This window comes from Lachnospira eligens (assembly GCF_009680455.1).
Classification (GTDB): domain Bacteria; phylum Bacillota; class Clostridia; order Lachnospirales; family Lachnospiraceae; genus Lachnospira; species Lachnospira eligens_A.
In genome coordinates this window covers 185,955-202,156 of sequence record NZ_WKRD01000006.1, presented here as the reverse complement: position 1 = coordinate 202,156, position 16,202 = coordinate 185,955, and the positions used below count along the sequence as shown (strand labels likewise).

At 37.8% G+C, this 16,202-nt stretch carries 11 protein-coding genes; 6 read left to right on the top strand and 5 right to left on the bottom strand.

What is annotated here, in order from left to right:
- Positions 1–26: 26 nt before the first annotated feature.
- Positions 27–2,714 (bottom strand): ABC transporter ATP-binding protein/permease, encoded by a 2,688-nt coding sequence (locus GKE48_RS09470; protein ID WP_154300934.1) that lies wholly within the window; start codon positions 2,712–2,714, stop codon positions 27–29.
- A gap of 434 nt (positions 2,715–3,148) precedes the next feature.
- Between GKE48_RS09470 and GKE48_RS15025 the strand changes: the two genes are divergently transcribed.
- Together GKE48_RS15025 and GKE48_RS09460 are read left to right on the top strand one after the other, a co-directional pair.
- Positions 3,149–4,351 carry a cell wall hydrolase gene (locus GKE48_RS15025; RefSeq protein WP_154300933.1) on the top strand — a complete coding sequence of 401 codons (1,203 nt, stop codon included), beginning with the start codon at positions 3,149–3,151 and terminating at the stop codon, positions 4,349–4,351.
- 34 nt (positions 4,352–4,385) lie between these two features.
- Positions 4,386–4,868, top strand: coding sequence for an XRE family transcriptional regulator (locus GKE48_RS09460; RefSeq protein ID WP_243138485.1), 483 nt, complete (start codon positions 4,386–4,388; stop codon positions 4,866–4,868).
- On the opposite strand, the gene GKE48_RS09455 is transcribed toward GKE48_RS09460, so the two are convergent.
- Complete coding sequence (locus tag GKE48_RS09455) at positions 4,865–6,493, bottom strand: glycoside hydrolase family 43 protein (RefSeq protein WP_022098410.1); 1,629 nt, start codon at positions 6,491–6,493, stop codon at positions 4,865–4,867. The genes GKE48_RS09460 and GKE48_RS09455 overlap by 4 nt on opposite strands.
- A gap of 222 nt (positions 6,494–6,715) precedes the next feature.
- On the opposite strand from GKE48_RS09455, the gene GKE48_RS09450 reads away from it, so the two are divergent.
- Together GKE48_RS09450 and GKE48_RS09445 are read left to right on the top strand one after the other, a co-directional pair.
- A complete protein-coding gene (locus GKE48_RS09450) occupies positions 6,716–7,918 on the top strand; it encodes a hypothetical protein (RefSeq protein WP_154300931.1) in 1,203 nt (400 codons plus the stop codon).
- 595 nt (positions 7,919–8,513) lie between these two features.
- Complete coding sequence (locus GKE48_RS09445) at positions 8,514–9,356, top strand: hypothetical protein (protein WP_154300930.1); 843 nt, start codon at positions 8,514–8,516, stop codon at positions 9,354–9,356.
- A 408-nt stretch (positions 9,357–9,764) separates the two neighbouring features.
- On the opposite strand, the gene GKE48_RS09440 is transcribed toward GKE48_RS09445, so the two are convergent.
- Positions 9,765–10,763, bottom strand: a complete 999-nt coding sequence (locus tag GKE48_RS09440) for a hypothetical protein (RefSeq protein WP_022098413.1) — start codon at positions 10,761–10,763, stop codon at positions 9,765–9,767.
- Between the two features lie 164 nt (positions 10,764–10,927).
- On the opposite strand from GKE48_RS09440, the gene GKE48_RS09435 reads away from it, so the two are divergent.
- A complete protein-coding gene (locus tag GKE48_RS09435; protein ID WP_154300929.1) occupies positions 10,928–11,437 on the top strand; it encodes a cytochrome c oxidase subunit II in 510 nt (169 codons plus the stop codon).
- 118 nt (positions 11,438–11,555) lie between these two features.
- Here GKE48_RS09435 and nrdD read toward each other — a convergent pair whose 3' ends face one another.
- Both nrdD and GKE48_RS09425 read right to left on the bottom strand, forming a co-directional pair.
- A complete protein-coding gene (nrdD, locus tag GKE48_RS09430) occupies positions 11,556–13,736 on the bottom strand; it encodes an anaerobic ribonucleoside-triphosphate reductase (RefSeq protein WP_118010059.1) in 2,181 nt (726 codons plus the stop codon).
- Between the two features lie 196 nt (positions 13,737–13,932).
- Positions 13,933–15,747: a GGDEF domain-containing protein gene (locus tag GKE48_RS09425; protein WP_055215960.1), complete on the bottom strand. Its 1,815-nt coding sequence runs from the start codon at positions 15,745–15,747 to the stop codon at positions 13,933–13,935.
- Between the two features lie 243 nt (positions 15,748–15,990).
- On the opposite strand from GKE48_RS09425, the gene GKE48_RS09420 reads away from it, so the two are divergent.
- Entirely contained in the window at positions 15,991–16,152 is a 162-nt protein-coding gene (locus GKE48_RS09420; RefSeq protein WP_154300928.1) for a hypothetical protein, read from the top strand.
- Positions 16,153–16,202 lie beyond the last annotated feature (50 nt).

Sequence of the window (16,202 nt, the reverse complement as noted above, 5' to 3'; positions counted from 1 at the left end):
CACAGTGAAGTTTTAAAGTAAAGACATTATTCACTTCTTAATGCCACAACAGGGTCTTTTTTAGCTGCAAGCTTTGCTGGGATAAGTCCAGCAATAAATGTAAGGAACATGCTTATTATTATAAGTATTACTCCTCCTGCAATCGGAAGCTGTGCAACATTGGAAATGTCTGTAAGGTGCTTAATCAACGCATTTGCAGGTATGCACAACAATAAAGTTACAACAATGCCGAGTGCGCCTGAGACAAAACCTTCAATAAGTGTCTCTGCATTGAATATTCTTGAAACATCTTTCTTAGAAGCACCAATACTTCTTAATACTCCAATTTCCTTAGTTCTTTCAAGTACTGAAATGTATGTGATAATACCTATCATTATTGAAGAAACTATAAGTGATATTGCAACAAATGCTATTAAAACATATGAAATTGCATTAATAATTGTACTTACTGATGACATCATTATTCCAACATAATCTGTGTAGTTAATAACATTTTCTTCCTTGCCATCGTCCTGTTGCAGCTTATTGTAATCCTTGATAATATTCTGAACCTTCTCCTTAGAATCAAAATCAGTTGCATATATATCTATCTGTGAAGGTGTATCAAGGTCTGTAATTCCAAGCTTCGACTTATTGCTGTCTAATGTTGCATCTGTTGTTCTAGCCTTTAGTGACGCTGAGAAAAGCTGTAGTATCTGATCATCGCTCATTCCACTTGTCATTGCCTGCATCTGAGCACTTTCCTCTGGTGAAAGTGTTGCCATATATGCATTTATATCATCCATTGTAATCTCTGTATTCCTGTCATTGTCGAATGGAACTCCTGTAAATACATCAACACTTGTATCAGCAAGCTGTGCCTTGGCTATCTCACTGTTTTTTACTTCTTCGATAATGTATTCCGTAAGCTTTGCTGTATAACCGATTCCACTTGAAAGTGAAGTACTGACTGCATCATCATTAGGTCTGATTATTCCACATACTTTAATGTCAGTTCCGTTATTTACAACATTTGTCATATACTTATCATCTTTGCTGTAATCGTCCCATGTACCAGTCACATCATTGTACTTATACATGTCTGTAGGCATAACAAGCTTAAACTCTGTATCAAGAATCTCGTCAAATGTATAGCTTATATCTTTTTTTGTTTCGTATGATTCACCAACCATCATTTTCTTAAAGAGTGTTCTTACTTCCTCAGGGTCTTTAAGACCTAGTGAGTAAAGTGTATAATCATCAACCTCGTTATTCTTATCTGCAACAAGCACAACCTCGTTGAATTTCTCTGGCCAGTGTCCTGCAAGGACATCATACTGCTCATCAAGAACCTGCTGGTTTCCTAAAAGCTGGTTCCACACACTGCTGTTAGAAAACATCCCCATACCCATGCCTGATGACATTGCAGAAGATGTGCTTGTTGCACCCTCGCCATATATCGAATCAAACATTGTGCTTGGATTTAACTGCTCAACACCGTTAGAAGTATCCTTCATATAAATGTTAAGAGGAACATCATATGAATACTGGATATCACTTACATATGACTTAATGTCAGAGCTGCCGTTTTCAATGTATTTCTTAAACTCAGAAAGGTTATTGCTCTTAACTTCCTTTACCATGGTATTAATCATGTCACCCATGATATCGTTAGAATATATTTTAGACTTATCCTCATGCTCTTCTGAATCCGAATTACCTGTCATGCTTGATACCATACTGCTTATATCAATGGCTTCCGCCTGAAGTGTTATAGGATAACTCGAAAGCGTATCTCTCTGAACCCTGTCTATGTATAACTGGATACCATTTGAGATAGACAAAATCATTGCAATACCGATAATTCCTATGCTTCCTGCAAATGCAGTAAGAATCGTTCTTGTTTTCTTAGTCATCAGGTTATTAAAGGAAAGTGAAAGTGCTGTAAAGAATGACATAGATGTTTTCTGCTTCTTTCCTGACTTTTTAATCTTCTTTTCTGATGTCTTAACCTTAGCAGCCTCTTTAGCCCTGATATCAGCTTCCATATCTTCTAACGAATATGGATCAGAGTCATCAGTTATCACACCATCTAGTAATCTGACTATTCTTGTAGAATAATCCTTGGCAAGCTCCGGATTATGAGTTACCATAATTATAAGTCTGTCCTTTGATATCTCCTTTAAAAGCTCCATAATCTGGATACTTGTCTCTGTATCAAGCGCTCCTGTAGGCTCATCAGCAAGCAGGATATCAGGATTATTTACAAGTGCTCTTGCAATGGCAACTCTCTGCATCTGTCCACCTGACATCTGATTAGGCTTCTTGTGAATCTGCTCTCCAAGTCCAACTTTCTCAAGTGCCTCTATCGCTCTTTTCTTTCTCTCTGCCTTAGATACACCTGAAAGCGTAAGTGCAAGCTCTACATTAGATAAAACAGTCTGGTGCGGAATCAGATTGTAACTCTGGAACACAAAACCAATAGAATTATTTCTGTAAAAATCCCAGTCTCTGTCCTTATAATTCTTAGTTGACACTCCATTTATCTTAAGGTCACCACTCGTATACTTATCAAGTCCGCCTATAATGTTAAGCATAGTAGTCTTACCACAGCCGGACTGTCCAAGAATCGACACGAACTCGCAATCCCTGAACCTAAGATTAATGCCCTTAAGTGCACTCACAGTAGTCGAACCGGACACATAATCCTTTTTTATATCATTTAATTCAAGCATTTAAGTCTCCTTTTATTTTATTGCGAGCTGCGGATTGGGAATTGGCCTTCATCTTAAATGTTGTGTATATCAGTTGCGGTGTCTGACTATAGCATACGCTTGAATAATCCGAGCTGTGTGTAACTTAATGTCGCTATATACATTAGGGCGGTGCGTCAAATCTCGTTCAAGCGAAGCGCGTTTGATTTGACACACCGTAATAAACTCTGTAGATAGCGGCATTTAGTTACACTAAGCGCAGGATTCCTGAAAGCGTATGCTATAGTCAGATGCCGCAACGTCATGTACGCAAGTCAAAGGATGAAGGCCAATTCCCAATCCGTAACCCTCAATTAATATACACCATGGAAAGCTTGGCTTGCAATTTATTCCAGCACATTTTATACTAATATTGTTTTTTGTTTATAAAAATATAATGATTACTAGGAGTCTATGTGAAACATTTTATCAGATTAAGATTAAAGAATTTAACAGCCATTGGTCTTTCGCTTTGCATGGCAGCTACATTTGCTGTTCCATTTTTTGCTTATCCTGACCAGTTGATGGCTGATACACAGGATGACCTCGACGCTGTTAATAAACAGCTTGAAGAATTAAGAAATAAACAGAGCGAACTCAATGCATCTTACGGGGAGCTTAACGAGAAGCTGTCTGCTTCCGGAAAGAAGCTGTCTTCTATTGAGGATGCAGTTAATGCGAAGCAGTCCGAGATTGATGCTACCAATATCCAGGTTGCTGATATGCAGGCAGAGATTGACCAGCAGTACGCCTCCATGAAACTTCGTATACAGTTTATGTATGAGAATAATAATGCTACTATCCTGTCAACGCTTCTGTCGGCTGAAAGCCTTTCTGACCTTTTATCCAAGTCAGAATATATCCAGCAGATTTCTAATTATGACCACCAGAAGATGCAGGAATTAAGTGACCTTCTGGCTTCTCTTAAAGAAACTCAGGCAAAGCTTGAAGAAGAGATGACCGAACTTGTCACTCTTAAAGATGATGCAGCCCGCGAAGCTGATAATTTTGCTGTGCTTCTCTCACAATGCCAGACAGAGCTTGACACTACAAGTGACAGCATTACTGATGCTGAAGCACTTGCACTTGAATACGAAAAGCAGATCGAACAGGAAATGTTAGAGCGTCAGCGCCGTGAAATGGAAGCCCTTGAAGCTGCAAGAAAAGCACAGGAAGAGGCTGACAAAGCTAATAACGCCGGTAATACAGGCGGTAATTCATCTTCCGGCTCTGCTATGGTTGACCAGAACGCTCTTAACAATGTTCTTAAGAATCACACTGCCGAAGATGTTGCAATGCTCGCAGCAATTATTGAATGTGAAGCCGGCAACCAGTCATATGAGGGCAAATGTGCTGTAGGAAGTGTTGTTATCAACAGAGTTGCTGACCCACGCTTTGCCAACAGCATAAGCGGCGTAATATATGCACCTTACCAGTTTTCACCTGTTGCCAGCGGACGATTTGCAATAGTACTTGCAAGAGGTGCAAATGCAGCCTGCACCCAGGCAGCCATTGATGTGCTTAATGGTTATATCAATATTAACGCACTATATTTTCATGTATATGACAGTTCTGTCGATGTGGGCGGAACCGTTATCGGAGATCATGTATTTTACTAACTCATTAAATATACCAAGGGGAGAATTATTAACTATGAAGAAAGCAACTAAAGCATCTGATAACAGATATTATCAGGCAAGATTTTCTGCTGCACAGAAAAATACTGACTTTGAAAGCCGTGAAGCAGCTTCAGATGTCGTAGGTATAGACAGAACAAGACTTGCAAGAATTGAACTTGGCAATGTAACACCTTATGCAGACGAGGTTGTATCTATGTCAAAATGCTACAACGCTCCCGAACTCTGCTACAATTACTGCTCAAACGAATGTCCGATTGGAAGGCTTACAATGAAGGAAGTCGAGATTAATTCATTTGACAGATTATCATTAAAAATGCTTGGTTCTTTGAATGATATTGAAAACCTGCGTGCTTCTATTATCAATATCTCTGCTGATGGCCAGGTTGATATTGGAGAACAGGAGGAATTCAAGCAGATACTTGAATCCCTCGATCTTATTTCCAATAATGCGAAAGCCCTTGAATTGTGGGCTAAGAAAAAAATTAAGAATATTTAACGGCTGTATCTTACATAATCTACCGTAACAAAACCTTTGTTTTCACTTTTGACAGAATTATCATGTGATACATATACACCGCTCTTTACACCAACCCATCTTCCGGCTTTGGCAATAACGGAAACAGGGTTGGTGTATTCTTTTCCGTCTGTGCTTATCTCTATTGTTACTGTCTCAACAGGTGCTTCCTTAACAGGAAGTCCACCCTCAACATAGTCTTTAGTTCCTGTCTTTTTAACTGTGTATCTGAAATATATTTCCTTAAGATTATCGTATGAAGCAAGCAATTCTTTAGTCTCTTTAGTATAAGCCTGGTCACAGTCAAACTGCTGCACACCCTTTACTGCATACACTTCCATCTTACCGCCTTTGACAGTCACATCTGCTGCCAGATAATCCATTCCCATATGAATGAATCCGGCATTATCACCATCAGCCATTCCGCTGATATTCATCTTAGTAATACAGCTAAATTCCGGTGCCGGCCACTTCTGCAGGAGAAGATTTCTGTAATCGCCAATTGGTCTGTTTGATGCTCTTCCAACCGCATTGAGCTTTATATAAGAACCGTCATCAGACACATTTCCGCTTTCATCAGTGCCAGACTGTGTCCAGTCACTATCAGGATTGGCGTTCCACTGCCACTGCAGTCCCAAAGTATCTTCTGTGAATTCATCTGTAGTATCTGGCTCACATATTTCATAAACGGCACCGACATCAGGTTTTTCGTACTCCATCACAGGCTCGCCGTAATCATTGCCATCTTTCTTAACTCCAATTACAGGCCAGTCATTTTCCCAGCTCATTGGCTGCAAATGTGTTATTCTGCCCGCTGCATACACATCCTGAAAATGTATGAACCAGTCCTGTCCTGTAACTGTATCAACCCATGCCCCCTGATGAGGTCCATTGACAGGCGAATCTCCCTGTCTCATAACCACTTTATACTCATATGGTCCAAACACATTTTTCGACCTTAACACTGTCTGCCAGCCTGTCTTAACACCTCCAGCCGGTGCAAATATATAATACCATCCGTTTCGCTTATACATCTTAGGACCTTCTATTGTAATCTGGTCATTTAAGTTACCGTCAAATATAATCTTTTCCTCACCAATAAGCCCCATTCCATCTGGCTGCATCTCTACCATATGAAGCACACTCTTGTATCCGATACGGCTCTTGGCAACTCCTGCAACAAGATATGCCTTTCCGTCCTCATCCCAGAATGGGCATGGGTCAATCCAGCCTGCGCCTGGTCTTATATTCACTGGCTTACTCCACTCACCATAAGGGTCTGTTGCGGTAGTCATATATATTCCTTCATCTGGCATTGGGAAGCACACATAATATGTACCCTCATGATATCTTATTGCAGGTGCCCACACTCCGCATCCATGAATTGGATTTCTATATCTGAATTCTGGAATTTCAGCCAAAATGTAGTTAATAACCTTCCAGTTTACAAGGTCCTTAGAATGAAGCAACGGCATAGCCGGAGCATTAGAAAAGCTTGATGATATCATAAAATAATCATCACCGACACGGATTGCGTCCGGATCTGAATAATCAGCGTAAAGTATTGGATTCTTGTATCGTCCATTTCCTAAATCTGCTGTCCACATATATGACCTCTTTCTGCCAGTTTACGGCTCAATAATTTATTTCTGCTTATGCAGATATTTCTCTGCTATCATATTACAACAGTTAAATAAGAATTTCCAGTACTTTTGCAAAGTTATTTTATAAAAGTTTTTTAGTTGACATTTTATTATTAAGTATTCTGTGCTTAAACCGATATTATATATAACCGTGTTCATTGCTGAAGATGAAAGGCGGGTATACTTATGATAATTGCAGACAGCAACATGAGTATGTCTTCAAGAAGACACTACTCACAAAAGGTATCAAGCGGCATGGTCGCAGCAGGCAGCTCTGGTAACTCCTTTAGTTTTGGAATGAGCCAGGCAAGAAGCAGCTTAAGCCAGAAAGAATCATATTTTAGTAATTCTTCTGATTATCCAGGCAGAAAGTATGACGACATGTTTCTGATGATGCCACTCTACAATCGTTCTGGAAGGCTTAATGTCCCAGACGATTCTTCTAAAACGGATTTGGCTGGTGAGGAATCACCAGAAGGCACGGAGGCTTTATCACCTGCTTACAACAAAGCCAGCTTAGTTTCTATGCGGCAGAATGTAAGCTTCAGTTACACAGAAATAACAAGAAAGGTTTATATGTCCCTGTTGGATTTTATTCAGTCTCTGTCTTTCCGTGGAATGTTTCATGATACTGACAGTTTATCCTGCAATTCAGTCTCTGACACATCTTCATCTGACAAAGCCTCAAAAACCCTTTCTATTACTAACCAGATTTCTCCTACTGTGTGGACTGTAAGAACCAGATATTCTTCAACCTATGAAGAAAAGGAAAGCACTTCATTTTCAACAACCGGAACTGTTAAAACAGCAGACGGCAGGAAACTTAATTTTAATCTTGATATGACCATGTCGCGCAGATACATGGAAGAACACAGCATTGAATTTGTTTCCAGCTTTGACACTGTACTGACAGATCCACTTGTTATTAATCTTGGATGCAATCCTGTTTCTATTTCTGATAAGTCCTTCAGTTTTGACATTGATTGTGATGGTAAAGACGAGACTATTGCACAGATGAATCCTGAAAGTGGCTTTCTTGCTCTTGATAAGAACAGCGACGGAATTATCAATGACGGCAGCGAGCTGTTCGGAACCAAGACCGGTAATGGCTTTTCCGAGCTTGCAGAATACGATTCTGACGGCAACGGATGGATTGATGAGAATGATGAAGTCTATGACCAGTTAAAGGTCTGGGTTAAAGATGAGAATGGCAAGGACAAGCTCTTATCACTTAAGGAAGCCAATGTCGGTGCAATCTGTCTTGGCAGCTCCAAAACAACATTTCATGTAACTGATGATGATAACAATCTCAAAGCTAAAGTACGAAGCAGCGGCATGTATCTTCATGAAGACGGCAGCGCCGGTTCTGTACAGCAGGTGGATTTTTAATTCTGTATTGGGGATATCTTCGATATCCCCAATATTTTTTGTATCCCTTGCTAATGCCTGGGTGCTATTTTTCTCTGTTCGCTGACACAATTCCATTTTTCTGTTTTGCCACAGGCTCTGTTTTTTCCCGCGTAGGCTGCGTGTTCCCCGTTGGCTCTGTATTTTCCGTGATGGCTGCTTGACCCCGTTGGCTCTGTATTTTCCGTGATGGCTGCTTGCGACCTATATATTCATAATATTTGCTCTCTTATAGGCACATTTTGCGCCTATTCAATCCCAAAGCTTCTTCTCAACCTATAAGATTCATTATTTCTATTCTTTAATAGGTAAAACTGCTCTCCACAATCTGTAAATCCACAAAATCACATAAATTTTCCCAAAAATCTTCCTATAAGAGACTTTATTATGCGACTACCTATAGGTATCACGTATTGTCTGCGTATGAAGCTTCCTTTATTTATCATCATATTTTGCCCAGACTTGTTTTTCTCAGTATGTTTACATATTTTTAATATATCAAGCTATTGATTTTTATATATTTGTATAGTATATTTATTAAACAGTTTTTGCCTGTAATTGCAAAAGGGGGTTTTTAATGAGAGATATACAGAATTATAATATGGAACATGTTGACACATTAGCACCTGACACGATTAAAGAGTCTGTTATGTGCAGGCATTCACAATTGTCTCTTTTACTAGCTGATATACAAGGAAGAATTTCTAATGCTCCTGAAGGTTCTCTGCGAACTGCCAGAAAAGCTCATGGCTGCCAATATTATCATAAAGTCGAAGTAAATGATACCAAAGGAACATATATCAAAAAGCATAACTATAATTTTGCAATTGAACTTGCACAAAAAGATTATGATTTAAGAATTGAACAATGCCTGCTGAAAGAATTAAACTTTCTTGAAGTCATATTTAAGAAATATAATCCATCAGAAATCCAGCATATTTATGATTCACTTAACAGCTTCCGCAAAGAAATGGTTACTCCAGTTTTTGTATCGGATGAAGATTTTACTGCAAACTGGAAAGCCTCAGAATATACTTCTTTAGGATTCACTCCTGACTGCGCTGAATACTATACTGATAATGGTGAACGCGTACGGTCTAAGTCTGAAATTATCATAGCTAACAAACTCTATCGCTATAATATCCCTTATCGATACGAATATCCTCTGCAGCTGCAATCTGATATCATAACACACCCGGATTTTACCTGTCTTAATGTTAAAACAAGGCAGGAATATATATGGGAACATTTTGGCATTATGGATAATGCAGAATATGCCTGTAATGCCATCAAAAAAATCAGTGATTATGCTAATTCAGGATATATCCTTGGAAGGAACTTCATAGCAACATTTGAAACCGCTAATACTCCAATCAATGCTAACTGCATAGATTCTTTGATAAAAAGTCATCTCTGTTGATACATGTATGCCCCGCCTTACTTTTATTCTGTAAGGTGGGGCATACCTTCTATAGTTTATCAGATTATATGATTCTTATATGATACCTTTTTATAGTTGCATTTTTGATTTCTTATAGGTCCTTCCTTACCAGATTTTCCAAAAATGTTTCTTATTCTCACAAAATATTTCTTAAAAAAGACAAATTTCCTATCAAATAGCTTTAACTCACTATCTGATAGGAAATTATTCTGAATTTTATTAAGATTGTACTGTAAATGGCCTATTAATCATGTAAAAAAATGTTTTCTTATAGGAAAACCAAATCTCACCAAGACATATCTCTTTCCATCCGCACAGAAAACCCGGCTGTTATGTAACAATCCCACCAAAACAATCCCGCCATGCATAGTCCTTCCTGACAGCTTCCTAGAAATTCAAATCAATATCTATTCCCTTAATATCCTCATTAAGCATCTTATTATCTTTCATTATCCTGACTATCTGCTTCTGAGCTTCAGTTACATGGTCGACATCATTGCTTCTTATATTGGCATTCATCTCTAACTTGTCAGTCTCTGCCTGTCCCTCAATAATCTCTTCCTGTTCTTTTCTTTCCTTGCGCTTTTCGTCAATCTTTTCCTGCTGTTCTTCCTGTTTCTTCTCTGCTTCGTCAGCTTTTTCCTTATTGTCTTCTACCTTGTCATCAATGTTGTCTTTACCTTCATTTACAAGCAGATTCTTAACCTCACCCTCAACAGCACCTATTATCTGGTCTGCTGAATCCTGTGCCTTTAGCATTTCCTGAGATTTATCCCTGTCGATTTCGGCAAGTGCAATTGAAGCTGTCGTGCATGCAATCTTAAGCTCCTTCTGACCAATTTCATCCTTAAAATGTATCTGTGATGAATTCAGCTTAAGCACTTTCTCCTGATACTCTGTAAGCGGAGTATTCTGTAGTTCCTTTAAGCGGTCAAGTTCTTCTTTTGAAAATGTGTCCTCAGCCGAACCATATCGGTTATTCTGGTATTTTTCAAGCAACTCAAGGTCTTTTTGTTCCTGTGAATTCATATCAACGCCATAATCTGCGCGGTAAGCCTCTTTTTCATTCTCCAAATCACTAACCTTATTCTTAAGTTCTGTGATTTCATCAAGCTTATTAAGCTTATCGAGCTTCATATCCTCAATATTCTTATCTCTCATATCAGAAGATTTCCATGCATCAGATATAAGCTTCATAGCCTGCTTTCTGGCTCTAAGCCTTTTAGCATCAATCTGGTTATCTTTGTATGGCTTCAGATTAAGCTCTGATGCATTAATTGTCTTTCTATTCCTGGGTTGCTTTGAATTATCAGTATTCTTATCTGTATTATCTATTCCCTGTGCAGCTGTCTGATTATTCATTGTGCTTCTTATCGTAAGTGACATATGCCCTCCTTGTCATAATCCTATCCCAAACTCCTTTTTGGGAATCACATTAGTTTAAATATATATCGGTATATCTGACATTCATTATTATAGTCAGTTCTTGTTCATAACGAATAAATATGATATAGTGATACTATCAATTATTTATGAGGAGAGCGATTACAATGAACTTTGCAAGAAAGACGGATAAGGTATTCACAATTATTTACACTATTATCAGTATTCTGTCAATTATTATATTAATCATGACTCATATTTATCCTGATAAATTCTTTAATAATTTGTATGAATCATTTTCTGCAATTAATAACAAGACATTTAGTATTAACAATTTATTCAATTTAATTGGACATATTTATATGGGAAGCACATCCATAGTTCTATTATATATTCTTGCTGTTCTTGCTGTCATAATTGGATTACCCGTTACTGTGATTACTATTTTTGCTTATATAGGAATCATATTATATAAAGCAACCAACAACCCAAAGCATATACGCCGCAATCTGATTGTCAAGATTATATATACAGGAATATGGACTGTTATTGCACTCATAATGACAATCAAGGACATTGGCTTTGTTGTTATATTTGCAATACCTGCCATAATACTTTCAATTCTGATTTCAGCTGTTTATGGCATGAGAGAGCATGAATATTTCCCAGAATATTAATTCACATACAGCACTTATTAAGAAAAGGCAGGACATGAAAAAACCGACCTCCCAATCGTTAGATTTTTAGTCTAACTTTTGGGGGTCGGTTTCATGTCCTGCCATATTATATTTAATCTTACAGATGAAGCACTCTCTCCTTAATCTCCTGAGTTCTTCCCTGATTCCAGAACTGTGTTCCGATATATCCGCAAGTTCTCCTTGCGACATTCATCTTATCCTGATTACGGTTTCCGCAGTTAGGGCACTCCCATATAAGCTTTCCGTCATCATCAGTTATAATCTGAATCTGTCCTGTGTAACCACATTCCTGACAGTAATCACTCTTAGTATTAAGCTCTGCATACATAATATTATCATAAATGTATTGCATAACCTTAAGTACTGCCGGGATGTTATTCTGCATATCAGGAACTTCAACATAACTGATAGCTCCTCCTGGAGATAACTTCTGGAACTGTGATTCGAATTTTAACTTTTCAAATGCATTTATCTGCTCAGTTACATGAACATGATAGCTGTTAGTTATATAGTTCTTATCTGTTACGCCAGCAATCTTACCAAATCTCTTCTGTAAACATTTTGAAAACTTATAAGTTGTTGACTCAAGCGGTGTTCCATAAAGTGAAAAATCAATATTAGTCTCTGCTGCCCATCTTTTACATGTATCATTAAGATACTGCATTACTTTGAGGGCAAACTCTGTTCCCTCCGGATTAGTATGAGTTACACCCTTCATGTAATAAGTACATTCGCAAAGACCTGCATAACCGAGCGAAATTGTTGAATATCCGCCATAAAGAAGCTTGTCAATTGTCTCGCCCTTCTTAAGTCTTGCAAGTGCTCCATTCTGCCAGAGAATTGGCGCAACATCTGAAGGAGTTCCCTTAAGTCTGTAATGTCTGCACATAAGAGCTCTCTTACACAGGTCAAGTCTCTCATTAAGAATACTCCAGAACTTATCCATATCCTTGCCTGATGAACATGCAACATCAACAAGATTAAGAGTTACAACACCCTGATTGAATCTTCCATAATACTTTGGTTTTCCTGTTTCTGGATCAATATATGGTGTAAGGAAGCTTCTGCATCCCATACATGGGAAACACTGACCATTGCCGTTCGCATCAACCTTTAATTCCTTCATTTTCTTTTCAGATATATAATCCGGAACCATTCTCTTAGCTGTACACTGTGCAGCTATTTCTGTAAGATACCAGTACTTGGAATCCTCGTGGATATTATCTTCCTCAAGAACATATATAAGCTTAGGAAATGCTGGTGTAATATATACACCCTGTTCATTCTTAACACCCTGCATTCTCTGTCTTAATACTTCCTCAGTAACAAGTGCAAGGTCATCTCTTGTCTGACCTTCCGGAACCTCATCAAGATACATGAAAACAGTAACAAAAGGTGCCTGTCCATTAGTTGTCATAAGAGTGATAACCTGATACTGAATCATCTGTACACCACGCTTAATTTCATCCTTTACTCGAAGTTCTGCAACCTCTCTAATCTTTTCTTCGGAAGCATCTATTCCGGTTTTCTCGAACTCATCTCTTACCTGTCCAATAAACTTCTCACGGCTTACCTGGACAAATGGTGCAAGATGTGCTAAAGATATACTCTGTCCGCCGTACTGTGAACTTGCAATCTGTGCTATCGCCTGAGTTGCAATATTACATGCAGTAGAAAAGCTGTGTGGCTTCTCAATCATAGTCTCGCTTATTACAGTTCCATTCTGTAACATATCCTCAAGATTGACAAGACAGCAGTTGTGCATATGTTGTGCAAAATAATCTGCATCATGGAAATGTATAAGTCCCTGCTCATGCGCATCCACAATATCTGGAGGGAGAAGGAATCTCTTTGTAATATCCTTGCTTACCTCGCCAGCCATATAATCTCTCTGAACACTGTTTACAGTAGGATTCTTGTTAGAATTCTCCTGCTTTACTTCCTCATTATTGCACTCCAGAAGGCTTAATATCTGCTTATCTGTAGAATTAGATTTACGCACAAGTGCTCTCTTATAACGATAAGTAATATACTTTCTTGCAACTGAAAATGCTCTGAAATTCATAATCTGATTCTCTACAAGATCCTGAATCTCTTCAACGCTTAAAGACCTGTTCATCTCTTTACAAATGCTCTCAACATTATTAGAGATTGTCTCAATCTGTTCCTCTGATAATCTCTCACTATGGACAACTTCCATATTAGCTTTTGATACAGCATCCATAATTTTACTGATATCAAATGTTACCTCTGAACCACTTCTTTTAATAATTTTCATACTTCAAACCCTCACAAAAAGACCATCATATCTCTATATATACTGCTTTCAGCAATACAGACGATACACCTTTACATTAAAAAAATCTGCTGGAAACGCAGTGTTTATGCTGTTTCCCAAGCAGATTTGATTATACAACATATAGTTTGATAAGTCAATTGAAAACACAATATCTTGTAATAAAAAACTATATATATTAATTCTCATCACATTCAGTTTCAGCCAGAATATTGATAAGAGAAGCCGTTACAACAGCCATCTCAATCTCATATTCAGCCCACTGTGCAGACTCCTTACAACGGTCAATAGTAAACAATCCTTTCACATTATCTGGTGATCCTATTATGCATTGTACAGTAGAAAACACTCTCTTTTCTCTCATGGCTGTTCCAAATTCAGGTGCAAGGTCTGTCTGCCTTCCGACGAATCCCACAGCAGCATGATTCTTTCCATCCAGAAGCTTCTTAAAACCTTCTGTCTTAACATAATCAGCATTCATTGAACCGCCAAGCTCAACACCCATATAGTATGCACGGTTCAGATTAGCTCCCCAGTAAAGATTAATGCTGTCCAGTTTAAATGTATCATACATATGATGTATAAGCTCTTTAATAGCTGCTTTGCCATCTTCTGAAAAATTCTCCATAATGCCTGTAAGAAATCTGAGTTCCTTCATTTCCCTGCCATCATTGACATTCTTATCCTTTGTATTAAGAGAATTCTCATATGAATCCTTATGGAGATCATCCCTAAAGAATACATATCTGTCTCTTCCCTTTTCTTTCGCTACATACAGACAATAATCTGCTTTCTTGAAAAGCTCCTCATACTCATGTCCGTTGTTAGGACTGTATGCTGCTCCAATCGAACATGTTATCATTAAATCTTCAAAATCATCAACAAATTCCCACTTAATCTGGGTTCTTATCGCACGAAGCATCCCCCTTAACTCATGCTCATCATTAATACCATTGAATATAATAACAAATTCATCTCCTCCGATACGTCCTACAACTCCATCTTCGCCTACAACTTCCTTAAGCTTTCTTCCAACCCTTGCAAGCACCTTATCACCATACATGTGACCATATACATCATTGACCTTCTTAAAATGGTCAACATCAAGAACGGCTATCGTAACTCTGTTATTCTGCTCTTCCTTGAGACATTTTACAGCATATGCGGTAATAGTTTTCTTGTTATACACATGTGTAAGAGAATCAAACTGTAATTCTTCTATCATATCAGTAATCTGATTATAATTGCCATGGCTGTCTGCCTCAGGGACAACACGACCTATCACAATCCTGCTTCCATCGCTTTTATTCATTACAGTTCCTTTAAATCTTAAAGTCTCCTTCACCCTTTTATATGTACGCATGCTTGTTCTGAATTTTATAGAAAATGTCTGCGTATAAGAGCGTACTTCTGATATAAAATTAGCAAAGATTTCCTTATCATTCTCGTCAATATAGCCCTCTGAAAGCATCCTCTTCTTCCATTCATCAATATCAGACTTATATATGACATCTCTTGAGTCAACATCATACCTGTACATACTGAATATGCCATTATCTCTGTTATATGTAAATGTATATTCTCTATCCAGTCCAAGCAGCATCTTATGTTTAGAAACATCATCTCTTAAACTCTTATTAGCCTCCTCTATAGACTCAACATCAACAAGTTCAATATCTCTCATATGCCCATTGCCCACAGCTCTTCGTTCATACACAAATAAATGATTATATCTTTCTATGCCCTGTGCGTTAATAAATTTAAACATTCCGCTCTTAGCTGTTCCATCATACTTCTCTATAAAATCCATCAGTCTTTCTTTATCCTGAGGTGCAACTACTTCTATAAGAGTCTCCTTAATTTCTCCAAAATATTCTTCAAATGCTTTATTCGCAACACTTATAACACAATACTTATCAACAGATGCTATTCTTCTACTCATCTTATGAACAATCTCAAATTTCTCACTGGCAGCAATATAATTATCGCTCATATTAATGTACCTCTTATATTTTTTATTATTAGTTATACGTACTTAATCTTTCTACATGTTATAAAAATTATATTATATACATGTCGATTTTACAAGTATAATAGTGCGTTTAATTTGAATTTTTTGGTACTTTAGTACCAATACCAAATATAGTATTTCCTTTTATTAAAAAGCATGCTATAATACAACATATTGTTGGTTTTTACTTAGTAACACTATTATTAAATGTGAGGAGGTCTTTTAATGGAACGCGTAAAGTACAACAGAGTTGAGGTAAGTCACGGCAATACATCCAAGAAATTTCCTGTGTACGAAATCTATCTTGATGGGGTTATAATTACTAAGGTATCATCTGAGAATGAGGCTTTAGAAATGGTATCACGCTGGCAGAAAAATTACAGATAATATATACTCATAAGTAAGTAAAAGCAGTGCCTGCAATCAATGCAGACACT